The following is a 22840-nucleotide window of genomic DNA, read 5'->3' on the forward strand; positions in this document are numbered from 1 at the left end:
TGCGCGTCGTAGCTGCCCTTGTCCTTACACGAGAACGCACAGTTCTTTAGTCTCAGTGCACTGTGTGACTGCGCTGGCGGAACTGGCGTGGAGATAAGCCATAGGCGCTGCGGAAAGCCTGGCTGAAATACGCGGGGCTGGCAAACCCCCACCGGGCCGCGATCGCATGGATCGAGCGGGCGGCCAACCGGGGGTCGGCGAGGTCGCGTCGGCACTGTTCCAGGCGGCGTTCGCGGATCCAGCCGGCGACGGTGTGGCCTTCCTGCTGGAACAGTTTGTGCAGGTAGCGGAGGGAGATGTGGTGGGCTGCGGCGATCGTGTCCGGGGTCAGGTGCGCATCGTCCAGGTGGTGTTGGATGAAGGCATGGATCTGGGCCATGAGTGCGCGCTGCCTGGTGTGGGGTGCCACCGTGCTCGGGGTGTCCAGTGCGTCGGCGAGTGCCGTGGTGAGCACGTCGAGGGTGAGGGTGGACAGCCGGGCGGTATCGGACGCGCTGAGTTCGTGCATGTGCCGGGCGAGCTGCAGCAGGAACTGTGACGAGAGCGCACCGATGCCCTGCGCGCCGGGGATGCGAACCCCGTTCAGACGCCGCAGGTCCCGGTCGGGCAACTGCAGCAGTGCGCGCGGGAAGCGCAGAAGCAGCAGCTGGCTCGTCGGGATATTCGGCGCGTGCCTGCCCAGGAAGGGACGCGAGGTGTCGAACAGCATCAGGTCGCCGACCCCCAGATCCGCGCGCTGGCCGTCTTGCGTCACCGTGGCACCACCGCGCACGATGCAGCCCACCTTGAGCACTTCGGGATCGGCCTGGCGAATGAGCTTGGGCGAGCGGTGGACCGAGTGCGGCATCGTGGTCAACAGCGTCGCCTGCATCGCGCCGAAATCGCTGATACCGACGTGAGCCCTAAATCCGTTTTCCACCTGCGGGTCGCAGCGTAAGTCGTACGGTACCCAGAGCTTCGTGCTCACCTCGCGCCAGAAAGCGAACCGCTCTCCCGCCGGGACCTCGGCGGTGCTGACCACGTCCATGAGCCCAGTGTTGTCGCGGCGGGAGCGGACCGGCATCGCCCGAACAAGCCGAACGCAACCAGCCGCCGTCGCCGTACCCCTCTGAGGACTCTCTATCGCCGGCTCTGTGGCCCTCGTCAGATCAGCAACCTGTGGTCAGTGGGCGGCCTTGTACTTCTCGATGACTTCGCGAGGCACACGACCACGGGCGTTGACCTCGATGCCTTGAGCCTTGGCCCACTCGCGAACCTTGATGGGATCCGGCCCGCCAGCTTGCTTGCTGTTACCACGCCGACGAGAGCTGCTGCCAGATTTGCGGCCTACTTCGAGGAAGGGAGCCAGAGCGTCCAGTAGCTGCTGGTGGCCGTCGGAGTTGAGGTCAATTTCGTAGCTGACACCGTCGAGACTGAACGTGTGTGCGGCGATGTCTTCACCCTCGGAGCCCGTCAAGTCGTCGGTGAAGATGGTTACGGTGCGCTGAACCATGGACACATTCTCTCTTCTGTCGTAGTGGCACGAGTCTAGTGCTCTGACCGCGTACCTTCGCCGGGTTGGGTGGGTGTGGGGCCATTAATGCCAGCTACCTGACCGAGGCATCCGCCTATGCTCGGCTCGTGCAGCCGCTTTCCGACAGCAGCAATCCGTTGATCACGGCGTTCCCAGCCGAGCTTGCAAGCGATGCCGAGGCAGTCCTGGCGGTGATGCCTGATTCTCGGCTCCAGCCGCATGCCTCGTTCTCGGTCGCTGTCGAGGGCCAGCAGGTTTTGATCCCCGGGCGCCTCTACAACGACGAGCCGCCAACTGCCAGGGTGGCGTCGCTTTCGTCGCGCCAACAACAGCTTCTGCACTGCCTGTACTCAAGGCACTGCGACGGCATGGTCAGGCAGCGCCACCTGGAGAAGGTCGTTGGTTCCACGGACCCATGGGTCGTCCCCTTCGTCGTGCAGCTGGTTGGCGAGTACGTCTTGGAGATCCTGGTCGTCATCTGCGATGAGCTCCGTGATCTCGCCACGCCCGGCACCTGCGGCCACCTCGCTTACGGGCAGTTCATCGTGGACAACCCGGCCTTCTTCGCGCGCACTCAACGGCGGGTCGTGAGCTACTGGAGCTGCTACTACCGGGGCACCTACGCGAGTTTTCGGGGCTACCCGGGGTGCACGATTCTTGACCTCCTACGGTCCGCTGCCTCCGACAGAGCAGGACATCCCTGGCCCAACCTCGCTCCAGCCGGCGTCAGGGTGGACGGCTACTGCTAGGACCCGGCCGGGCAAGGTCGCCGAGCCGTCAAGCGGCATCGGCGAGGGGACGTCCACCCCAACGGATGCCCTTCTCGCTGCGGATGCGAGCGCGCTCGCGGCGCTGGGCTGCCAGCACGTCGGGGTGACGGGCATTCGCGTTGCGCCAGCGCAGATAGGCGTGCAGGGCCCGGGTCTGCACGGTGTGGTTGCGGTGGTTGGAGTTGGCGATGGTGAACTGCCGCAGCGGCCCGAAGTGCGCCTCGATCGGGTTGGCCCAGGACGCGTATGTCGGCGTGAAGCACAGCTCGACGCGGTTCTTCTTCGCCCAGCGGCGGATCGTCTCGCCCTTGTGGGCGGACAGGTTGTCCAGGATGACGTAGATGGGGGCGCCGTCCGGTCGGGCGGCCCGGACCGATCTGAGCGCGGCCAGCGTGTTCGCGGCGCTCTTCTTGCGGCGGTTGACGCCCCAGAGCGTGTCGTCACCGACCGAATAGCAGCCGTGGAAGTACCTGACGCCATGCGTGCGGTGGTAGGTCGCCGGGTGCCGCTCGGGGTGACTGGCGGGGGCCCAGCCCGCACCGCCGGTGGGGCGGATGCCGAGCGGGCCGAACTCGTCGAACGCGAAGACCCGGTCCGGGAAGCGGTCCAGGACCTCCTCGATCCGGTCCAGCTTTGCCTCGCGGTCGGGGTCCGGGGACTCTTTCCAGGTCTTGGTGCGCTGGAAGGTGATGCCGCGGCGGGCGAGCAGACGGCGTAACGCCTCGCGGCCGATGCGGATGACCCGCCCATGGACTTTCCGCAGGTGGGCCAGCAGTTTGCGGATGGACCAGCGAGTGAAGGGCTGGCCGAGCTTGGTCGGGCGGGTGGTGGCCGCCTGGACGACGAAGTCCTCGTCGTCAGGACTGAGCAGGCGGGGACGGCCTCCCGCCCACCGAGGGTCCAGACAGGCCAGGCCGATCTCGTTGAACCGGTGGATCACATCCCGGACGGTGTCCTCGTCGGCCTGCACCAGCTGGGCGATCACCGGGACCCGGTTCCCGCCGGCCGACGCCAGCAGCATCATCGCGCGTCGGAAGCGGACCGAACTGGTGCTGCCCCGGCGCACGATCTGCTGCAGCTTCTGCCCCTCCTGGTCGGTCAACCTGCGCACGCGGACAGGCTCAGCCACCGCACCCCCAGCACTCGGATCGGACGTCACGCAACATCCAACCGCCCCGACCACCAACCCGGCGAACCAATGTGGTCAGAGCACTAGCCGATCAACCTTCGGTGGCACAAGCTCAGGGTTCGATGACACAGGACAGCCACGAGGCTGTGAGTCGCGAGTGCGCACTGTTGTCCCGTCTCGAAGGATCTGGTCTCCGTCTCAAGTGGCCTGGTCTGATGGGTCGTTGATCTCAGTTGATCTGGTTCGTCCTCCAGATCACTGCACTACTCTGTCGAGCCATGAACGCGGACCGCTGGTTGGCAGACACCCGGACCTCCTACGACACAGTCGCGGCTAGCTATGCCGACCAACTACGCGAGGCTCTGGCCGGGGCGCCGTATCTTCGGGCGGCTCTGGCGCTATTCGCCGACTTGGTGCACGCCGCTGGCGGTGGGCCGGTGGCGGATGTGGGCTGCGGACCTGGACACGTCACCGCTCACCTGCACGAGCTGGATGTGGACGCTTTCGGCATCGATCTTTCATCCGTGATGATCGACGTGGCTCGGCGCGGCCACCCCCGCCTGCGGTTCGAGGCGGGCTCGATGACCGACCTCGACCTCGCCGATGCTTCAGTCGTCGGCCTGCTCGCATTTTGGTCGTTGATTCACGTCCCCGACGAAGCAGTGCCCACGGTCTTCGGCCACTTCCGGCGGGTGTTGCGTCCCGGCGGACCACTGCTGCTCGGCTTTCACGTCGGCGACGGGTCGAGGCTGAAGACGCAGGGCTACGGCGGCCACCCGATGAACGTCCACGTTCACCGCCGCCAGCCTGACCAAGTGGCGGCCTGGCTACGCGATGCCGGGTTCACCGTCGAGGCCCAAATGCTGATCGACCCCGACGAGAGCGTTCCAGGTGCGGTCCTCTTCGCGCGCCGTCAGTCCTAGCCACGCCAGCGGTCCGATTGCGGCCGACGGCACAGCGAAGTCGGACCACATCAACTGAGCCCATCGGATCCCCTGCGGCGACGCCCGTTCCGGGCGGAAAATGGGTGTGGTTGCTGCCTGTTGACGCCGTTTCGTCTGTGACCTTCGAGGTCGTAACTGAGCCGGGCGCGGGGAGCCAGTCACCGGGCGCCTTCAGTGTCGCTTCGAGCACGCGGATGAGATTCCTCCACCAGCCCTTTGGCTCCCACAGGTGGCAGCCGCCCGGGAGCCGAGGGAGGGCCGTGGTGCTGGAAGAGACGCAGCCGGGCAGGATGCGGGCGGTAGGAAGCTGCCGTCGAATGCGTGGATGGCGCTGCGGCGCCTGGGCTGGACCACCGCACCCGACGAGGGCGTGAAGGTCAACGACCGGATCGTCCGCATGGCCCAGGAGCAGGCCGGGCGCGCTTTGCGCTCGGTGAAGTGGCGGGCCGGCGTGGTGGACGGTGTGCTGGCCGCATGGCCTGCCGACCCGAACAAGCGCACCCCCAAGGAGTGGGAGCAGGTGCGGGCCGCGATACTGGGCGGTGAGTACCTGCCGTCCAGCATCATCCGTTCCCGCACCCGCCAGATCACTGCCTTCGAGCGTGAGCACGGGCGTGTGGCAGCCGGCCTCTTCGAGTTGGAGCCCACCCCGCGTGTGCCACGCATGTTGCTGCTCGCCGCGTGCGACGGGCAGCAGGCCACCATCGAGCGCTTGGCGAGTGAGCCGACGAAAGCCCTCCTGCGGCTGCAACTCCCCACCCGGCCCGACCCGCAGAAGTACGCGGACTGGACGTGGGTTCAGTGCCCAATCGCGCTGCCGCCCACGGTTGCGGGATGCGCAGTGATCCACCTGCCGACGCTGCGCATCGCGCGCGGCCACGTACGCGCCGACCTCGCCTACACCCACCCCGTCCCCAAGACTCAGCGCACCGGGCACACGGTCGCGCTCGGCGTGGACTGGGGACTGAACACCCTCCTCGGCGCGGGCGCGGCCCGACTCCACGACGACGGCCGTGCCACCGCCCTCGGCTCTGGAGCCCAGCTCCGGGCCGCTGGGGTGCTGGCCAAGCAGTACCGGCTGCGCCGCGCTCACCCCCCCCGGGTCGGCAAGACCATGCTGTCCGTCGCGCTCGGGCGGGTGGCCCTGCCCATGCTCGCCCGTCCTCCCGGCGGCGCACCAAGGCCGCCTGCGCAGACACCCCGAGGTCGCCAGCGCTGTGACGATCACCCGGCTCTACCTCGGAGACGATGGGCGACGTAGCGTTCGGCTCGTTGGGCGGTCCGACGACGGCCGGATCACAGGCTTCATTCGGCCAGTGCATCGCATGCAGAGGCGTCTTGGGTGACTGACGTGTTCCTGAAGTGTGGCTGCTGCTGGTGCGTCGGTTGCAGGCGCTTCGCTGTGCGGTCGCGCAGCAGCAGCCACTGACTCACGTCGGCGCCGCCTGAGCGCGCGGCCGGTCCATGCAGCAGCACGGCGTAAGCCGTCCTCTCCGCCTTGCTGGGGGCGAAGGGCGCTACCACCAGGTCACCGGACGTCAGCCCGGCCACCTCCGAACCGACCTCCTCGACCACGCCGAGGAACTCGTGGTCCATCCGGCGGCCCTCCTCGGTGGCGGGCATCGAGCGGTAGCGGGTCCGTGGCTCAGCGGGTGCTGCTGCGCGCTGCGTTGTACTCCTCGTCCGAGACCTTTTCGAGCCACTCGGTCTCGGGGCTGCCGTCGCCCGTGCCCTCCGACATCGCGAGGTGGGTCATGAAGTGATCGGGGGCCGCACCGTGCCAGTGCTCCTCGCCCGGCGGTGTGTGGACCGTGTCGCCGGGAACGCAGGGCAGATGACCAATCCAAGTCGCCAAGCGGCTCGGCGCGGGCCGTGACCGGGCCCGGCTGGCGACCCTGCGGGGATCGGCGCCGACGCGACCGTCGCGCTCACCGACGACGCCGAGGCCACCGCGGCGGCGCTGGCCGAGACGGCCGCCGAGGTCGACCCGGTCGTGGACTACCTCTGGGGCAGGCCCGCCGGTGACGCGATCATGGCGCTGCTGCGGGCCCGCGCCGACCGCAGCCGCGCGCTGAACTGGATCCAGATCGGCTCCATGGCCGGCCCGACCATCGAACTGCCCTCCGTGGCACTGCGTTCGGCGAACTTCCGGTTGCAGGGCAACGGCCAGGGCGCCGTGTCCACCAGGGCGTATCTGGCCGAACTGCCGTCCCTCATCGAGGAGATCGACGGCGGCGGCATCGCGGTCACCGCCAGGACGATGCCCCTGGCCGACGTCGGGACCGCGTGGACCGAGCCCGAGGTACCGGGCGTACGCACCGTACTGACGCCCTGAACCGCCGTGGTCAGCCGGGCAGTTGGAGAGTGAAGACCGTCTCGGTTCCGGGGGAGCTGGTGACGCTGAGGCTGCCGCCGTGGGCCTCGGTGAACCGGCGGGCGATGGAGAGGCCGAGGCCGCTGCCGCCGGTGTGCCGGTTGCGGGACTTCTCGGCGCGCCAGAACCGGTCGAAGACATGCGGCAGGTCCTCCGGGCCGATGCCGGAACCGGTGTCGCTGACCTGGATCAGGACGGTGTTCCCGGTCCGGCGGGACCGCACGGTGACACTGCCGCCGGGGGGAGTGTGGCGTACGGCGTTGGACACCAGGTTGCCGACGGCCTGGCGCAGCCGCATGGGGTCCGCGTACAGCTCGGTGTCACCGTCGGTGCGGACGTCCAGGGTGATGCGGGCGCTCTGGGCCTGGCCGCCGTGGGCGGTGGCGACGTGGTGCAGGAGGTCGCCCGCGTCCAGGAGCTCACGGTGCAGCTGGAGCGTGCCGGCCTCGGCCGCCGCCAGGTCCCGGAGGTCGTCGATGATGTGCTGGAGCAGCAGGGTCTCCTCCAGCAGCACCGAGGTCACGTCGTCGTCCGGGGTGAGCACACCGTCCTGGGTGGCTTCCAGCCAGCTGCGGATGGTGCTGAGCGGTGTCCGCAGTTCGTGGGCGATGTCGCTGACCATGGCCTTGCGCTGCGCTTCGGTGCGTTCCCGGTGCTCGGAGAGGTCGTTGAAGGCGGCGGTGAGGCGGCCGATCTCGTCGCCGGTGGTCACCGGGACGCGGAGCTGCGGGCGGCCCGGGTTCCGTACGGCGCTGGTGAGCGCGCGCAGCGGTCTGACCAGGCGGACGCCTATCACCACGGTCACGGTCATGGTGAGCACGAGGACGAGGGCGACGACCCCGATGATGCGGATGGTGTTGGCCTGCGACAGGTCGAAGCCCGGAACCGCCGATCCGGCCGGTTCACTGACGAACAGCTGCGCCGCAGGGGCCACATAAGCGGTGAGCTGTTCGCGGCGGCTGGAGTTGACGCAGTCCCGCGCGGCTCGGGTGTCGACGGTGGCCGGTTTAGGGGACAGCGTGAGGTCGAGTACCACGGCAGGCAGGCCCTGATGCGCCAGGCAGGTCTTGATGAGCTTGTTGAGGCTGTGGATAGCTTTCGATTCGCCTGGTGTCACGAGTGCGAGTTGGAGCGTGGATTTGCAATTGACCAGGCCCACGGCTGCCTTGGTGCCGTCATCGGTGTCGATGCTGGGGTGACCGCTGAGCGAAACGGAGACCGTGGCAGGGAAGCCGGATTTGATCATACAGTCCCTGAGTGTCTTCGCCGCGCTGAGGAGATCCTGGCGTTGCTCGACCGAAAGCCGGAACGGGCCGAGAGCACGCGGGTCGATACGGTCGGCGCCGGCGTCGGGGAACAGTGTGGGATCGACCTGGAGGGGGTCGATGACCGCGAATGCCTGGTCGGGCAGCGGCGATGTGCCGGGCGCGGAGTCCGCGATCGTCCGGCGGCCGTGGTCCTGGGCGGTGAGGGTGATACGCCGGTTGGTCCGGTCGGCGAGCTGGCTGATCGTCCGTGTGACTCCGTCCCAACTCGGGTGGACGGCGGCGTAGTCGGTGAGCGTCTTGTAGATGTCCGTGTCGTCGGAGAGGACCTGCCCCTGTTCCTGGCGGATCGCGCTGGTGGTGGTCCGTACCGCAAGCCAAGCGGTGGCGGTGATCGCGCAGAGGGCGACGAGAAGCGAGGAAGCCAGCAGCCTGACCAGCAGACTCCTGCGCAGCGGCACCCTGGCCTCGGGGGTCTCGGACTGTGCGGGCTCAGTACGCACGGGGGTCCGCTTCCGGGTGGAACCCGGGGCCGTCAGCCATCTTGTAGCCGACCCCGAAGACGGTCAGCAGGAGGACCGGCTGCTTCGGGTCGGCTTCGAGCTTCTTGCGCAGGTTCAGGATGTGCACGTCGATGGAGCGCTCGGTGATGAAGCGGTCGGACCCGCGGGTCCGGGTCAGCAACTGCCGCCGGGTGAAGACCCGTTCGGGCTCGGCGGCCATGACCGCCAGGACCTCGAACTCCCCGGGGGTGCATTCCACCTGCCGCCCGCCGAGGTGGACGGTGTGCCGGACCGGATCCACCGAGAGGGCGCCGGCCCGCAGGACCGGGTCGGTCGGCCGGCGGTCGTCCGGGACGGCGGCGCCGCCGGTACGCCGGCTGCGCCTCAGCAGGGTGCGGATACGGGCCATCAGCTCACGGGGGCTGTAGGGCTTGGTCATGTAGTCGTCGGCGCCGAGGTCGAGGCCGAGCAGCAGGTCCTCCTCGGTGGCGCGGGCGGTCAGCATCAGCACCGGGAGGCCGGACGACTCCCCCCGCAGAATGCGGCAGACGTCCAGGCCGTCGACCACCGGCATCATCACGTCGAGGACGAGCAGATCGGGCGGTCGGCGGCGGGCCTCGTCGATCGCGGCACGTCCGTCGTGCACCACAAGGGCGGTGTGGCCCTCGCGTTCCAGATAGCGCCGGATCACCGTGGCCTGTCTGATGTCGTCCTCGGCCACCAGGACATGTGCGCACATGCTGCCGACCATAGGGCGGGGCGCTGCGATTCAGACAGGTTATTGATGGCAGCCTGACAAGATCCTCATATCGCTCGGCCATGGTGGCCGCCGTGCCGAACATCCATGACCGGCCAGGCCTTGGTGCTGTGGCCACAGACGTGTCCCGGGTCCGTCCGGTAGCCGGTTCGTCCTCAATCGCCGCCGGACGGCCCCTGTGCCTTGTCCTCAATCGCCGGACGGGCTGCAATCAGCCCGTCCGGCGATTGAGGACACAGCCGGGCCGAAGGCTGCGCAACCCGGCGAACCAATGCGGCCACAGCACCAGGTCCCGATCCGTCGCGTTGGCCGCCCTCGGGGTGGTGGCGATTTCCGCGCTCACCGCGTGCGGTGGCGGATCCTCCGGTGCGGGCAAGACCGGTGACACCGACGTGGCCTCGATCTCCGGCCCGGCCGCGAGCGCCGGATCGGCCGGGCCGAGCGCCGCCCCCGACTCCGGCCGCCCCCAACTGCGCCTGGACGGCAGCGAGGAGGAACACCGGAAGCTCAACAACGCCTGGGTGTCCTGCCTTCAGGACCACGGAGTGAAGACGTACACCAAAGGCTCGGCGGGCGCCGAATGGATCTTCCCGGGCGTGAGCGCTTCGGACTTTCCCGCATCGGCGAAGGTCTGCGCCTTGAAGCAACCGCTTCAGCCTGTGGAGACGGACCCGAAGAAGAACCCGCATTACGCGGATGACTTCCGCGAATGGATCAGGTGCATGAACTCCAAGGGGCTCAAGGTTGTCGGGCTGCCCGACAACGCGGGCTGGAACTACGCCTCCAACTACCAGCCGGCCAATTCGGATGAAATCGAGAGCAGTTGCCGGCTGGAGGCATTCAGTGCGAAGAAGTGAGCACGCTCAGGCCGACGAGCCGCCCGGCAGCGCGGCGCCGGGGAAAGCGCGGAAACGGGTCGTCATCGCGGTGGCCGCACTGCTCACGGCAGGCGTGGTGGGGGTCAGCGTGGCCGGGGTGAGGAGTGGTGGGAAGCCGTCGGGCGCCGCGGCGAGCGGTGCGCCCCGGATGAGCACCGTCGCGGTGGTCAGGACCGACCTGTCCAGCACCCTTTCGCTGAACGGAACCCTGGGCTACGGCAGGACCGTATCGGTGAAGGGTGGCAAGGACGGTCTGGTCACCCAGCTGCCGGCGGTGGGGGCCAAGGTGTCCAGGGGCAGGTCCCTGTACCGGGTGGACGATCGTCCGGTGCCGGTGTTCTACGGGACCACACCGTTGTTCCGCCCCCTGGACACCAGGGGTCTCATGGGCAGGGACGTCAAGGTGGTCGCGGACAACCTCAGGGCGCTCGGCTACGACATCGGTGCCCAGCCGGCGTCGGGCAGTTGGGTCGCGCAGCGGCCGGAGCCGACCGGCGCCGCAAGCGCCTCGCCGTCCCCGTCGCCGTCCTACGTCCGGGTCAAGCCCGGCGAGGGGGTGCTCACCGCCTCCCTGATCGCGGCGGTCGGGCGGTGGCAGACCCAGGTCGGTATGCCCTCCACCGGGGTCCTCGGCGCCGGCGACGTGGCGGTGCTGCCGGGCGAGGTACGGGTCGGTGCCGTACAGGCGCAGCCCGGCGACCCGGCCACCGGAACGCTGATGTCGGTCACCGGTACCGCCAAGTCGGTGTCGGTGCCGCTGGACGCGACCGACGTCGACTCGATCCAGCAGGGCGACAAGGCGACCGTGACGCTGCCCGACAACTCCGAGGCCCATGGCACCGTCTCGGCCATCAGCACGGATGCCCAGGCCTCCGACCAGGCAGGCGGTGACTCCGGCGGCACACCGCAGCTGGTGGTGACCGTCTCGCTGGACAGCACGGCGGCGCTGCGCCGCCTCAACTCCGCACCCGTACAAGTGCAGTTCACCGGGCAGACCAAGAAGGGCGTGCTGGCCGTGCCGGTCGGCGCGCTGCTCGCGCTGAGCGGCGGCGGTTACGCGCTCCAGCTCCCCGGCGGCCGTCTGCTGGCCGTCGAGACGGGGATGTTCGCCAAGGGACTGGTGGAAGTGAGCGGCACCGGCATCACCGCGGGCACCAAGGTGGCAACGGCCTCATGACCGACCGCACACGTCCGGTACTCACCGTCCGCAACGCGAGCATGGCGTATCCCGGCGGGGTCAACGCGCTGGACGATGTCTCGCTGGCCATCGGGACCGGTGAACTGCTGGCCATCGTCGGACCTTCCGGGTCCGGCAAGTCCACTCTGCTGAACATCATGGGCACCCTGGACCGGCCGACGAGCGGCACCGTGGAGATCGGCGGCCGGGACGTTTCCTCGCTCTCCGACCGGCGGTTGTCCGCGCTGCGTGGCCGCTGGCTCGGCTTCGTCTTCCAGCAGTTCCATCTCACCGAGGGGCTGACCGCAGCCGAGAACGTCGCCACCGGTCTGCTCTACGCGGGTGTGCCGCGCGGCCGGCGCCGTCCGCTGGCGCTGGAGGCGCTGGCCCGGGTCGGCCTGGGCCACCGGGCCGGACACCTCTCGCACCAGCTCTCCGGCGGTGAACGCCAGCGCGTCGCCATCGCCCGGGCTCTGGTCAACAACCCCGCGCTGGTGCTCGCCGACGAGCCCACCGGCGCGCTGGACACCGCCAACGGACGGGCCGTCCTTGAACTGCTGACCGAGCTGAACGACGAGGGCACCACCATCGCGATCATCACCCACGACCGGGACATCGCCGAGCGGCTGCCCCGCCGGGTGGAGATCCTCGACGGGCGCCTCGTCGCCGACACGGATGAGGGGTCATGAACACCACCGTCACCGAGGCGAACAGCAGGCCGGTACGGCTGGCCCCGCTGGATCTTCTGGGGCTGGGTCTGCTCGGCATCCGTACCCGGAAGATGCGGGCCGCGCTGTCGGCCCTTGGCATCTCGATCGGCATCGCCACCATGATCGTCGTCACCGGGATCCCGGCCTCCAGCCAGAAGGCGCTGCTGAACGAGCTCTCGGCGATGGGCACCAACATGCTCCAGGCGCAGCCGGTCCCCAATCCGAACTCACCGGTGCTGCTCCCGCCGGAATCGGTGGACATGGTCCGCCGTATCGGTCCGGTCACCATGGCCAGTGCCGTCGCCAACACCCATGCCACCGTGCACCGTTCGGACCGCGTCGACCCCAGCGACTACGCCGGACTCACCATCCTGGCCAGCAAGGTCAACCTGCTCCCGGCCATCAACGCCGAGGTGCGGTCGGGCCGCTTCCTCAACGCCGCCACCGAGAGATTCCCCACCGCGGTGCTCGGTTCGGTCGCCGCCACCCGGCTCGGCCTCGCGAAGCTGAACGACCGGGGACCCGCCCCGCAGATCTACATCAACGACCGCTGGTTCACGGTCATCGGCATCCTCGCCCGGACCCCGCTCTCCCCCGACATCGACCGCTCGGTACTCGTCGGATGGGACGCCGCCCGCGCCCAGTTGAAGTTCGACGGACACCCCACGGTGATCTACATCAAGGCCAGGGAATCCGCCATGGAGGCGGTCCGGGGCGTGTTGCCCGCCACGGTCTACCCGCAACTGCCCGGCATGGTCCAGATCAGCCGCCCGTCCGACGCGCTGGCCGCGAAGCGCGCCACCCAGACCACCTTCTCCGCCCTCTTCCTGGGACTCGCCGGAGTCGCGCTGCTGGTCGGCGGTATCGGAGTGGCCAACACCATGGTTATCTCGGTCCTCGAACGCCGCCGTGAGATCGGCCTGCGCCGCGCGCTGGGCGCCAACCGGGGCCAGATCCGCGGCCAGTTCCTCACCGAGTCCGTCGTACTGTCCGCGCTCGGCGGCGTGGCCGGTACGGTCCTCGGCGTCCTGGCCACCGTCGGCTACGCCACCTACCAGCACTGGCCGCCGGTCGTCCCGCTCACCTCGGTGGCCGAAGGATTCGGCGGCGCCGTACTCGTCGGCATGATCGCCGGTGTCTACCCGTCCATCAGGGCCGCCCGCCTCACCCCCACCGAGGCCCTCGCGTCAGCATGAACGACATGGACGACATGGACGAAGGGCGTTGGGCCGTTGGACGGCCCAACGCCCTTGCGTATGCGCCTACTTCTGGAAGGCTTTCACCTGGCAGGCGGTTTCGATCTCCTCGAAGTGCGGAGGATTCGGCTGGCTCGGGTCGAAGGAGTAATCGGAGTCGCCGACCATGGTGGCCCTGACGCCGTGGGCGTTCAGGCACTTCACCAAGACCCGCAGGTCGTCGGAGTAGTCCGGATTCTTGGCCGGGTCCAGCTCCGGCGGCGTTATCGGCTCCTTCGACGCACAAGCCTTGGCACCGGCCTTCTCGGCCGGGGTGGTCGGTGCCCCCTTCAGCGGCCCGCCCTTCGCCTTCAGGCAGGCGTGCCAGCTGTCCCACATCCGGTCGTTCTCCTCGGCGGAGCTGTCCAGCCGGATAACGGGGCGGCCGGCGTCGGGGTCCGTTGTCCGCGTCGGTGTCCCAACTGCCTTGCCCGGGCTCGCGATCGAGGCGACATCGCTGTCGCCGGCACTGCTTCTGTCACTCCCGCTGCCCGAGCCGCCGCCACCACACGCGGTGAGGACGACAAGGCCCGTTGCGCCGATGGCGGTGAATAAGGCTGCCCGCGCGGAGCGGCCGGGAACCGGCCAGCTGCGATGAGAGGGGTTCGTCATGGCGGCCACTGTGGCCGAACGATATGAGGATCCTGTCAGGTTCCTGACAAGGGCCTGTCTGCAACCGGCCGGGCAGCCGGCCCCGGGCCTCCGTACGAATAGTCGGTTGCCGACAGGCAAGGCGCCCGGCAACGGCGTAGCCACCGCGATCGGGCATGGGCCGCCCACGACCGATGGGACAAAACTGATGTTGGCTTTCGCGGCGGCTGTGCTCTTGGGCATCGCCTTCATCATCGGGGCTCTCCTTTGTGGATACCCCCGGCTTCAGCCGGGGGAGGAAACGAAGCTCCTGCGAAGCAGGGCAGGGAAAGCCGGTTCGCCGCCCGGGCGGGCCGGCGTGCGTCGTCCACCGGCCGAAACCTGTCGATCACACGGGAGCTGATAGAACGTGAGGTATGGCGCGGCAGGTCAAGCGGGCGTTCAAGTACCGCTTTTACCCCACAGGCGAGCAGGCGGCGGAGCTGTCGCGCACGTTCGGCTGCGTCCGCCTGGTCTACAACAAGGCGCTGGAAGAACGCACACGGGCCTGGTACACAGAGCAGCGCCGTCTGTCCTACGTGCAGTCCTCCGCCGCACTCAAGCAGTGGAAGAAGACCGGGGAGCTCGCCTTCCTGACCGAGGTGTCCTCGGTCCCGCTCCAGCAGGCGCTGCGCCATCTGCAGACGGCGTTCGGGAACTTCTTCGCCCAGCGCGCGCAGTACCCGCGCTTCAAGTCCCGCAAGAAATCCCGTGCGTCGGCCGAGTACACCCGCTCGGCCTTCACATGGCGCGAGGGCCGCCTGACGCTGGCCAGGATGGCCGGTGCGCTGGACATCCGCTGGTCGCGTCCACTGCCCCAGGGCCAGGAGCCGACCACGGCGACCGTCTCCCGTGACAGTGCGGGACGCTGGTTCGTGTCGCTGCTGTGCGAGGACTGCATCACCCCGGCTCCGGCCACGAAGAACGCGGTTGGCATCGACGCCGGGATCACCTCCCTGGTGACGCTGTCCACCGGCGAGAAGGTCGCCAACCCCCGGCACGAGCGCCGTGACCGTGCTCGTCTGGCCGGGGCGCAGCGTGAGCTGTCGCGGAAGGCGAAGGGCTCGGCGAACCGGGAGAAGGCCCGCGAGCGGGTTGCCCGCGTGTATGCGCGGATCGCTGACCGGCGCCGCGACCACCTGCACAAGCTGTCGACCCGGCTCGTCCGTGAGAATCAAACGGTCGTGATCGAGGACCTCACCGTCCGCAACCTGCTGAACAACCACACGTTGGCGCGGGCGATCTCGGATGTGTCGTGGAGGCATCTGAGGTCGATGCTGGAGTACAAGTGCGCTTGGTATGGGCGTGAACTCGTCGTGGTCGACCGCTTCTTCCCCAGCAGCAAGCTGTGCGGGAACTGCGGCACGGTCGCGGCGAAGATGGCGCTGAATGTCCGCGTGTGGACGTGCGACACCTGTGGTGTCGTGCATGACCGCGACATCAACGCGGCCCGCACCATCAAGGCGGCCGGGCTGGCCGTCTCGGCCTGTGGAGCCGGTGTAAGACCTCACGGGAGCACTCCTGGCGGGCAGCCGGCGTCGAAGCAGGAACCCCTACAGCGCGAGCCGTAGGAATCCCCCTCCTTCAGGAGGGGGAGGAAGTCAAGGACTGATCGTAAGACCCGCCCCGCCGTGGTCAGCAGACCGACCGCTGGGGCCGAGCCACTCACATCCCGGGGCAGCCGAGACCATGATCGACCGGACAAGTCCTAGCCGTGGAACAGGGACCGGAGAAGGCCGTAACAGGGCATCCAGGCGACCGCGCGGCTGTGCCGCGAGATGCCGGCTCATGTTGGCAGGCGACCTTGCTATGCCGGCTGACTCCGAGATGTGGGATCGCCGTGTCCGGGAAAGACATCCTGAGTACGGTCGGTGCCGGAGATCCCGCAGCAGACGCCCAAGGGGGAGCGGTGGCACCGCGTATCGGCCTTTATTTTCCGTACGTTCACATCCGGGACGCCGCGTGGGTCAAGGCCACCGCGCTGTACTGGCCGGCGCTGGCGCGCGTCGCCGCGGCCGAGTATCCGGTCCACGACTCCGACACCGTCCGTGCTCTCGCGGACGGGCTCGACTTCATCCAGCAGCTGCCTCCAGGTCCTGCAGCCGAAGCGGTCGCCCCACACTTCATCAACGTCGTCCGCGAGCACCACGCCGAGCTGCACCGCTACTTTGGCGTGTCCCCCGAGGACATCGACGAAAGCGACCCGAGCGATCCGGAGTGGCGATCGGTGAACCGCTACAGTCTCCCGGGGGAGATCTGGCGGCCGCGTGACGAGCGAACGTCCCTGGTCGAAGTGCACTGGGATGAGTTTGCTCCTGCCCTGCGCCAGGTGCTGCTCGATTCCCAGTTGGGCCTGAACACCCGCCGCCCCACCCTCCTGTCCGGCGACGAGGAGTACGACTGGATGTCGGTAGACCCGAAGCTCGCCTGGGCCTACAAGTTGGCGCTGACGGAAGAGTTGGCCCGGCAACACGGGCTGACGCCGATCACCGACAACCCCGTCTCCCAGCACCAGGCGCAGGACTGGGATGAGGCACGGATCTTCGCTGAACTCTTCGATCACCATCCGCACGACCCAAACCCAGTATCTGTGGTCGGCATGCTGACCGCACAGCTCCCGCTGCCCGAGGGAATCGCGGACGTACCCGTCGACGACATCATCAAGCTGCGCACCAACTACCGAGCCGAGTTCGACCGCTTCGTCGACGCCCTCGACGCGGCCGCCGCCGAGCTGACCAGCTCCCTCCTGGAAGAACAGGATCCGCAGATCGTCGCCCTCCACGTGGCGCATATCCGTCGGACGCACTTCGAGCAGCCACTCAACGACCTCAAGGCCGCGATCAAAGGGCTCAAGCTCGGCACGGGACTCGGGTTGATGAACCTGCAGACGCAACTGCCCGCCTTGGGAGCCATCGGCGGCGCGGCAGCGCACTGGCCGGCCGTCACCGCCACATCGATCGGCTTCGGCCTGGTCGGGCTCCACCACGTCACGGCCAAAGAACGCGACCGCATCCGGTCCGACTCGCCCGTCACCTACCTGCTGCAGGCCGAGAAGGTGGCCGACCCGTCCTCCTTTGTCAACCGATGGACGATCGCAGGCGCCCGCGGTCTCGGCATCAACATCTAGTCCGCTCCCGCTGCTACTCGTAGCGGCAGGTCCGATACACGCTTAGCACTTCCGTCTGCCATAGCGCCTGTGCTTCGCTGCTGTCCCGCGGCATCGTGCGGCCGACGGCAGCGGCGACCCACCGATACAGCTTTGTGGCGCTGGATGGTGCGTGTGGCGCGGCGAAGGGGACCCAGCAGGCTCGGCGGTGCGGGAAGTTCCGTACGGCGATGCGCAGCGCCACCGCCGCCCCGTGCCCCCGGTGGTGCGGCCATTCCCCGTCGGTACTGCACCTCTGGATCAGGTGACGGTCCAGTCGCGCAGCTGGCGGGCGAGTCGGGCGACGCCGAGCACGCCGGAGGCGGCGTCCCGCACGAGCGCGACGGCCGCCTTGGGCGGGTAGTCAAGTTCGCGCGCGTGCAGGATCAGATAGGCCTCGGTCGCATGCCAGGCGAAGGCTTCGTTGGAGTGCTCCAGGCACGGCAGTTTCGCCAGGGTCTGCAGCAGCGCGCCGGCCTTGAGATACAGAGATCCGTAGATGTCGCGTTCCATTGACCGGGCGTTGACCCGGGCGACCGCGGCGTACAGCGGTCCGAGGTCGTCGACCTGCGGATCACCATCGAGCAACTCGGCGGCGCGCAGCAGGAACGTGACGTCGAGCGGGCGGAGCGGCGGTTCCGGCTGCGTCACGCGGCGTGGCCTCGCTGTTGGTGCTGCTCAAGGTCGCGGCGCGCTTCCTGCTCCGCCGCCCGCTGCTCGGCGCTGGGATCCACACTGCTGGGCTCGGCCGCGAAAGCCGCGCTGCTGCGGGCCATGGACGCCTGGAAGCCGTCCAGGAACTGCCTCTCCACGGCGGTCGCACGGTCGTAGGCGGCAGAGAGGATGAACTCCTGCATGCTGACTCCTGCCTGCTTGGCCGCTGCCGCGATCGCGGCCCGCTGCCCGGGGTCGGGGAAGCGTAGATTCATCGCTGTTTTGGTGTCCGGCATGGTATCCACGGTACCAGTGGTACCACGCGCGTGTCGCGGGCTCGACGCGAACTACCCCAGCCCAGGCCTTAGCCGGGGAATCATCCGCCGAACCGCCCAGAGGGGGCTTCTCGCGCGCCTGCCCCACATCACCCGGTGGTGGTCTGTTCGCACGGCATACGGATCCACGTCTCCAGGAAGGGGGCGAGGCGGACCGTGAGGCTCTCGGTGAAAGCAACAACCCCGCCCGCCGCCGCCAGCTCTCCAGTTGGCTCACCGTCACCACTACCGTGCGCAGGGCGGGTTCACGGACCACCTGCAGATCAGCCGGACTCGGCGCTCCTCGTGCCATGCCCACCATTGCAACCCCGAGAAGTGCCGACTCCGCCCCAATTGGTGACTCGCGCGAAGACGACCTGGGTGCCTTGCGTGAAAGTGGCCGTAGCAAACGTTATCTGACCTGCGGGCATGGCATATCAGGCCTTTTAGAGAGCCCGGCGGTAGGTGTCGGTTGCTCCGCAGGTGCCACAGGAGGCCTCCGCGGCCCGGGGCCCGGCCCCGGTACGCCTCGGACATGAACGATGAGGAGTGGGCCCTCACAGGCGCGTCACTGAATTCGTAAGCTCCTATTCTGATGGCCCGCCAACGCGAGCTATGCTGTCCGCTGATGACTGAGGTTGCGCAGCAGCCAGTGTTCTGGACCGACGACTCGCCGGTCTGCGAGCCCATGGCGCACGGTGAGGACATCGCCGCGCACTTCCATGACTACGGCCAGCTGAGGTACGCCGCCTCCGGGGCGCTCGTCACGACGACCAGGGTCGGCACCTGGGTGGCGCCGGCGAACCGCATCACGTGGGTGCCGCCCTTCTATGTCCACAGCAGTCGCTCCTACGGCGAGACCGATGTCCGCGTGCTCCCGGTTCCGGCAGCGCTGTCCGAGGAACTACCGCCCGAGCCCTCGGTCTTCGTGGCCAGTGCGCTGCTGCGCGAGGCATACCTGGCGATGAGCAGCGAGCAAGAGCCTGCCGCCGGTGAGCGTGGCCGTCTGCTGCTCGCAGTGATCGGCGCGGAGCTGATCCGCGCCCCGCAGGAGCCACTACGGCTGCCGGAGCCTAGCGATTCTCGCCTCAAGGCCGTCACCGACCTGCTGCACGCCGACCCGGCCATTTCGGCGACGCTGGCGGAGCTGGGGCACCGAACCGGTTCGAGCGAACGGACTCTCAGTCGGCTGTTCGGCAGCGAACTGTCGATGAGCTTCCACCAGTGGCGCACGCTGCTGCGGATTCAGCGAGCGCTGCTCGAACTCTGTGAAGGTACTTCGGTCACCGAGACGGCGATGCGACTTGGCTGGGCGAACCCCGGCAGCTTCATCAACGCCTTCACCGATCTCGTCGGTCAGACGCCCGGTCGTTACCGCTCCACTGCGGGTGCAGCTCACCGCTGAGCACTGCCTCCGCCGGTCTGGCGGGTTATCCGAAATTTGAGGCGGAACTTCGGTGGCGCGCCCGCCCGCTCGGCGGCCACGCTTTGAGGCATGGCACACCACCTTCCAGGTCACGGCGCTGTGGCTTCGGCAGCCGCCACGACGGCATCCTCCGGAGTCACGCTAGGTGACCTGATCATGCAGGCGCTCAGCCGGCACAGCTCGTCCGAGGCCTTCGTGGCCGGCGACCGGCGACTGACCTATGCACACGTCAGGGACCTTCTCTCGCAGTACGTTTCCGCGCTGGCCCGTCGGGGCGTGGGGCTCGGCGCGGGGGTCACGATGCTCAGTCCGAACATGCCTGAATCGTGGATCGTCCAGGCCGCGACGTATCTCTTGGGCGGCCGCTTCACCGGGCTGCAGACGCTGGCCTCGGTCACGGACCACATCACCGTCTGCGAGGACGCGGAGGCCATGGTGCTGGTGGTGACCGCGCCCCTGGAGGAGCATGGACGCCAGGTCCTCGCCGAGGTCGACTCCCTGCGACACCTGATGGTGATCCCCGCCGCCGGTGGCCTGCCCGAGGGCGAGCCCTCGGCGGTTCGATCGCTCGACCGTGGTCCGGCGACGGAGACGGATGTCGCCTGGCTGCAGTACACCGGGGGGACGACCGGCAGACCCAAGGGCGTGATGCAGCCTCATCGGTCGATGGTGCAGATGGTCCATGTGTACATGGCCGACTTCGAGCAGCCACACCTCCCGCGGTACCTGGCAGCGGCCCCGCTCACCCACGCGGCCGGGCTGGCCGTCATCCCGGCACTGTTGCGTGGCGGCACGGTCGTGATCGAGCAGGGCTTCGAACCCAGCCGGTTCCTCGATGTCATCGAGGCCGAGCACATCAACTGTGTGAGCGGCCTTCCGACGATGATCTACACCTTGCTGGATCAGGAGCGTCCGGAGACCAGAGACCTCTCCAGCCTTGAGGTCATCTGGTACGCCACCGGACCGATGTCGCCGGTGCGCCTGGCGGAGGCTCGCGAGCGGATCGGTCCGGTCTTCTCCCAGATCTACGGGCAGACGGAGTCGGCCGGCATCGGGACGGTCCTGACCAAGGCCGCACACGACACCGCGAGCCTTGAGCAACTCGCCTCCTGTGGCCGTTCCGTGGTCGGCAACCGCATCAGGCTCATCGACGACCACGGCCACGACGTTCCTCCGGGCGAGGTGGGAGAGATCGTCATGCAGAGCCGCGGGGTGATGCAGGGCTACAAGAACCTCCCCGACGAGACAGAAGCGGCACTCAAGGGGGGATGGCTCCACACCGGAGACCTCGCCCGCCAGGACGCCGAGGGCCTGATCTACATCGTGGACCGCAAGAAGGACATGATCATCTCGGGCGGTTTCAACATCTACGCCAGCGAAGTCGAGGCCGTTCTGACAGCGCACCCTTCGGTGGGCTCAGCCGCCGTCATCGGCGCGCCGGACAGCCGCTGGGGCGAGATCGTCACCGCGTTCGTGGTCCCGCGACCGGGGCGACAGATCGACATTCCCGCGCTCCAGTCCTACGTGAAGCAGGTCAAGGGCCCGATGTACGCGCCCAAGAAGGTCGTCGTCGTGGACTCACTTCCCGCCACGCCGGTGGGAAAGATCGACAAGAAGCGCCTGCGCGCGCCGTTCTGGGGCGACTCGAACCGCAATGTCCACTGACCATCCCGATGCCCTTCCCACGGCCATTCCGAAAGGCACTCAGCGTGAACGTACCGCCGGCCCGACTGATCGACTTCCACTCCCACTGGGGCACAGAGCGAGGATGGAAGGGAAGCCCGTACGAGACCGCCGAGGACCGCGAGGCCCTGCGAGGCTACTTCAAGTGGGACATGAGCTTCGTCAGCGACGAGGAGCAGGCCGTCCAGTTCCGCCGCGCCAACGTCAAGGCGATGCTCGACTTCGCGTTCACCTACACCATGGACGCCGGTGCACTGCGCGACCAGCATGACTACGCCTTCGACTATGCGCGCAAGCACCCCGACGTCGTACTGGGCAACTGGATCGGTATCGATCCCACGCAACCAGCTCATGTCAGGGAACTTGAGCGTTGCCTGAGCGAGGGGATGGGACTCGTCGGACTGACGGTCCACTCCTTCACACCGGCCGGGACACCCGACCAGCCGGAATGGGAGACCTGTCTGAACATGTGCATCGAGGCCAACCGTCCCATCCTGGTCCATGTCGGCATGTCGGCCACCGGGGCCGGCACCCGCGGAGGCATGGGCATCACCCTGGAGGGCTGCCACCCCCGTTACGTCGACCGCGTCGCGGCCAAGTATCCCGATCTGAACGTGATCGCGGCTCGGGTGGCGTGGCCCTGGCAGTCGGAGATGATCGCGGTCGCACTGCACAAGGCGAACGTGTGGATGGAGCTCCACGGTTGGTCACCGCGCTACTTCCCCGACGAGCTCAAGCGCGAGATCGGTAAGCGCCTGCGCAAGAAGGTCTTCTTCGGAGCCGACTACCCGATGCTCACCCACGAGAGGCTGGTCGAGGAGTGGCGCGAGGAGGGCTTCTCCTCCGACGTCCTCGATGACGTGTTCTCCGGCAACGCCGAGACCTTCCTCACCTCGATCGGAGTTCAGTGATGGACGTCGGACTGACCGGCAAGGTCGCCATCGTCGGCGGCGGCAGCGACGGCCTCGGATACGCCATCGCCGATCGTCTTCTGAAGGAAGGCGCCAATGTCACCTTCTTCGCGCGACGCGCGGAGAAGGTCACAGCCGCCGCGCAACGGCTTGCCGGCGCCTACGGCGAGGAGAAAGTCCTCGGGCTGGCCGCCGACTGCTCAGCCGACACCGACATCGAGCGTGTCACCGCCTCGACCCTTGAGCGGTTCGGTCCAGCCGTTCACGTTCTGGTCACCAACGACGGCGGACCACCGATCCGGCGCATCTCCGAGCTCACCGACGAGGTGTGGCTGAAGGCCTTCGAGCGCCACTTCTTCTACGTCGTCAGATCCGTGCGAGCCACCTTGCCGTACATGACCGCCGAAGGCGGCAGCATCCTCAACGTGGTCTCCGGCGTCGTCGAACGCCCGGCCGTCGGCATGGCGGCGCCCGTCAGCGTGTGGTCGGCGGTGATCGGCTACGCCAGGACCCTCGCCCTGGAGGTCGCCAGGCAGGACATCAACGTCAACACTCTGCTGTCCGGATTCTTCGACACCGCCCTGCTGGGCGGAATGCTGGAACGGCAGCCGGAGCTGTCCAAAGCCGGCCTCGGGAACGGGGTACCGATGGGACGCATCGGGGAGCCCCGTGAGTTCGCCGACCTGGTCGGTGCGCTCGTGTCACCCAACTTGCGATTCGTCACCGGCGCGGTGATCCCGGTCGACGGCGGCGCCAGCATCGGCATGGGCGCGAGCTTCGACTCGCCGACTTCGAAGTGAGGCACTGTTCATGAAGCGGACC

The 22840-nt window shown here is 68.2% G+C and carries 24 protein-coding genes and 1 pseudogene; 14 read left to right on the top strand and 11 right to left on the bottom strand.

Annotation, left to right across the window (positions count from 1 at the left end; all coding sequences use genetic code 11):
• Positions 1-52: 52 nt before the first annotated feature.
• Both M2283_RS44990 and M2283_RS44995 read right to left on the bottom strand, forming a co-directional pair.
• Entirely contained in the window at positions 53-1027 is a 975-nt protein-coding gene (locus M2283_RS44990; protein WP_280882391.1) for a helix-turn-helix domain-containing protein, read from the bottom strand.
• Positions 1028-1162: 135 nt separating this feature from the next.
• Positions 1163-1492: a histone-like nucleoid-structuring protein Lsr2 gene (locus tag M2283_RS44995; RefSeq protein ID WP_280882392.1), complete on the bottom strand. Its 330-nt coding sequence runs from the start codon at positions 1490-1492 to the stop codon at positions 1163-1165.
• A 128-nt stretch (positions 1493-1620) separates the two neighbouring features.
• Here M2283_RS44995 and M2283_RS45000 point away from each other — a divergent pair, with 128 nt between their 5' ends.
• The gene (locus M2283_RS45000) at positions 1621-2262 is read left to right on the top strand and encodes a hypothetical protein (protein WP_280882393.1); all 642 of its coding nucleotides are present in this window, start codon (positions 1621-1623) and stop codon (positions 2260-2262) included.
• 28 nt (positions 2263-2290) lie between these two features.
• Here M2283_RS45000 and M2283_RS45005 read toward each other — a convergent pair whose 3' ends face one another.
• Positions 2291-3412, bottom strand: a complete 1122-nt coding sequence (locus tag M2283_RS45005) for an IS630 family transposase (RefSeq protein ID WP_348538979.1) — start codon at positions 3410-3412, stop codon at positions 2291-2293.
• Between the two features lie 278 nt (positions 3413-3690).
• On the opposite strand from M2283_RS45005, the gene M2283_RS45010 reads away from it, so the two are divergent.
• Both M2283_RS45010 and M2283_RS45015 read left to right on the top strand, forming a co-directional pair.
• Entirely contained in the window at positions 3691-4335 is a 645-nt protein-coding gene (locus M2283_RS45010; protein ID WP_280882395.1) for a class I SAM-dependent methyltransferase, read from the top strand.
• 346 nt (positions 4336-4681) lie between these two features.
• Entirely contained in the window at positions 4682-5617 is a 936-nt protein-coding gene (locus tag M2283_RS45015; protein ID WP_280882396.1) for a hypothetical protein, read from the top strand.
• A 245-nt stretch (positions 5618-5862) separates the two neighbouring features.
• Here the strand turns inward: M2283_RS45015 and M2283_RS45020 are convergent.
• Positions 5863-5958 (bottom strand): annotated as a pseudogene (locus M2283_RS45020) (alcohol dehydrogenase catalytic domain-containing protein); the annotation flags it as partial.
• A 43-nt stretch (positions 5959-6001) separates the two neighbouring features.
• The gene (locus M2283_RS45025) at positions 6002-6211 is read right to left on the bottom strand and encodes a hypothetical protein (RefSeq protein WP_432423223.1); all 210 of its coding nucleotides are present in this window, start codon (positions 6209-6211) and stop codon (positions 6002-6004) included.
• 138 nt (positions 6212-6349) lie between these two features.
• On the opposite strand from M2283_RS45025, the gene M2283_RS45030 reads away from it, so the two are divergent.
• The gene (locus M2283_RS45030; protein ID WP_280882397.1) at positions 6350-6691 is read left to right on the top strand and encodes a hypothetical protein; all 342 of its coding nucleotides are present in this window, start codon (positions 6350-6352) and stop codon (positions 6689-6691) included.
• A gap of 10 nt (positions 6692-6701) precedes the next feature.
• Here the strand turns inward: M2283_RS45030 and M2283_RS45035 are convergent, their stop codons facing one another.
• The gene (locus M2283_RS45035) at positions 6702-8498 is read right to left on the bottom strand and encodes a sensor histidine kinase (RefSeq protein WP_280882398.1); all 1797 of its coding nucleotides are present in this window, start codon (positions 8496-8498) and stop codon (positions 6702-6704) included.
• Positions 8488-9237, bottom strand: a complete 750-nt coding sequence (locus M2283_RS45040; protein WP_280882399.1) for a response regulator transcription factor — start codon at positions 9235-9237, stop codon at positions 8488-8490. The genes M2283_RS45035 and M2283_RS45040 overlap by 11 nt, the downstream gene beginning before the upstream one ends.
• 80 nt (positions 9238-9317) lie before the next feature.
• Between M2283_RS45040 and M2283_RS45045 the strand changes: the two genes are divergently transcribed.
• Positions 9318-10112: a hypothetical protein gene (locus tag M2283_RS45045; protein WP_280882400.1), complete on the top strand. Its 795-nt coding sequence runs from the start codon at positions 9318-9320 to the stop codon at positions 10110-10112.
• Positions 10113-10118: 6 nt separating this feature from the next.
• On the opposite strand, the gene M2283_RS45050 is transcribed toward M2283_RS45045, so the two are convergent.
• Complete coding sequence (locus M2283_RS45050) at positions 10119-10289, bottom strand: hypothetical protein (RefSeq protein WP_280882401.1); 171 nt, start codon at positions 10287-10289, stop codon at positions 10119-10121.
• On the opposite strand from M2283_RS45050, the gene M2283_RS45055 reads away from it, so the two are divergent.
• The 3 genes from M2283_RS45055 to M2283_RS45065 are packed head-to-tail and all read left to right on the top strand — an operon-like array spanning position 10282 to position 13216.
• Positions 10282-11310, top strand: coding sequence for a hypothetical protein (locus tag M2283_RS45055; protein ID WP_280882402.1), 1029 nt, complete (start codon positions 10282-10284; stop codon positions 11308-11310). The genes M2283_RS45050 and M2283_RS45055 overlap by 8 nt on opposite strands.
• Positions 11307-11999, top strand: coding sequence for an ABC transporter ATP-binding protein (locus M2283_RS45060; RefSeq protein WP_280882404.1), 693 nt, complete (start codon positions 11307-11309; stop codon positions 11997-11999). Before M2283_RS45055 ends, M2283_RS45060 begins: the two co-directional genes overlap by 4 nt.
• On the top strand, positions 11996-13216 hold the full coding sequence (locus M2283_RS45065; RefSeq protein WP_280882406.1) for an ABC transporter permease: 1221 nt from the start codon (positions 11996-11998) through the stop codon (positions 13214-13216). The genes M2283_RS45060 and M2283_RS45065 overlap by 4 nt, the downstream gene beginning before the upstream one ends.
• Positions 13217-13282: 66 nt before the next feature.
• Here the strand turns inward: M2283_RS45065 and M2283_RS45070 are convergent, their stop codons facing one another.
• A complete protein-coding gene (locus M2283_RS45070) occupies positions 13283-13867 on the bottom strand; it encodes a hypothetical protein (RefSeq protein WP_280882407.1) in 585 nt (194 codons plus the stop codon).
• Between the two features lie 395 nt (positions 13868-14262).
• Here M2283_RS45070 and M2283_RS45075 point away from each other — a divergent pair, with 395 nt between their 5' ends.
• Together M2283_RS45075 and M2283_RS45080 are read left to right on the top strand one after the other, a co-directional pair.
• A complete protein-coding gene (locus M2283_RS45075; protein ID WP_280882408.1) occupies positions 14263-15456 on the top strand; it encodes an RNA-guided endonuclease InsQ/TnpB family protein in 1194 nt (397 codons plus the stop codon).
• A 143-nt stretch (positions 15457-15599) separates the two neighbouring features.
• Positions 15600-17012, top strand: a complete 1413-nt coding sequence (locus M2283_RS45080) for a DUF6236 family protein (protein ID WP_280882409.1) — start codon at positions 15600-15602, stop codon at positions 17010-17012.
• Positions 17013-17291: 279 nt separating this feature from the next.
• On the opposite strand, the gene M2283_RS45085 is transcribed toward M2283_RS45080, so the two are convergent.
• On the bottom strand, positions 17292-17681 hold the full coding sequence (locus M2283_RS45085; RefSeq protein ID WP_280882410.1) for a fic family toxin-antitoxin system, toxin component: 390 nt from the start codon (positions 17679-17681) through the stop codon (positions 17292-17294).
• The gene (locus M2283_RS45090) at positions 17678-17980 is read right to left on the bottom strand and encodes a DUF1778 domain-containing protein (RefSeq protein WP_280882411.1); all 303 of its coding nucleotides are present in this window, start codon (positions 17978-17980) and stop codon (positions 17678-17680) included. Before M2283_RS45090 ends, M2283_RS45085 begins: the two co-directional genes overlap by 4 nt.
• Before the next feature lie 706 nt (positions 17981-18686).
• Here M2283_RS45090 and M2283_RS45095 point away from each other — a divergent pair.
• From M2283_RS45095 to M2283_RS45110, 4 genes are all read left to right on the top strand, one after another.
• On the top strand, positions 18687-19403 hold the full coding sequence (locus tag M2283_RS45095) for an AraC family transcriptional regulator (RefSeq protein WP_432423225.1): 717 nt from the start codon (positions 18687-18689) through the stop codon (positions 19401-19403).
• Between the two features lie 177 nt (positions 19404-19580).
• The gene (locus M2283_RS45100; protein ID WP_280882412.1) at positions 19581-21089 is read left to right on the top strand and encodes an AMP-binding protein; all 1509 of its coding nucleotides are present in this window, start codon (positions 19581-19583) and stop codon (positions 21087-21089) included.
• A gap of 44 nt (positions 21090-21133) precedes the next feature.
• Positions 21134-22018 carry an amidohydrolase family protein gene (locus tag M2283_RS45105; RefSeq protein WP_280882413.1) on the top strand — a complete coding sequence of 295 codons (885 nt, stop codon included), beginning with the start codon at positions 21134-21136 and terminating at the stop codon, positions 22016-22018.
• Positions 22018-22818, top strand: coding sequence for an SDR family NAD(P)-dependent oxidoreductase (locus M2283_RS45110; protein ID WP_280882414.1), 801 nt, complete (start codon positions 22018-22020; stop codon positions 22816-22818). Before M2283_RS45105 ends, M2283_RS45110 begins: the two co-directional genes overlap by 1 nt.
• The last annotated feature ends 22 nt before the right edge of the window (positions 22819-22840 follow it).

Source organism: Streptomyces pseudovenezuelae, from assembly GCF_029892565.1.
In the GTDB taxonomy this organism is placed as follows: Bacteria; Actinomycetota; Actinomycetes; order Streptomycetales; family Streptomycetaceae; genus Streptomyces; species Streptomyces pseudovenezuelae_A.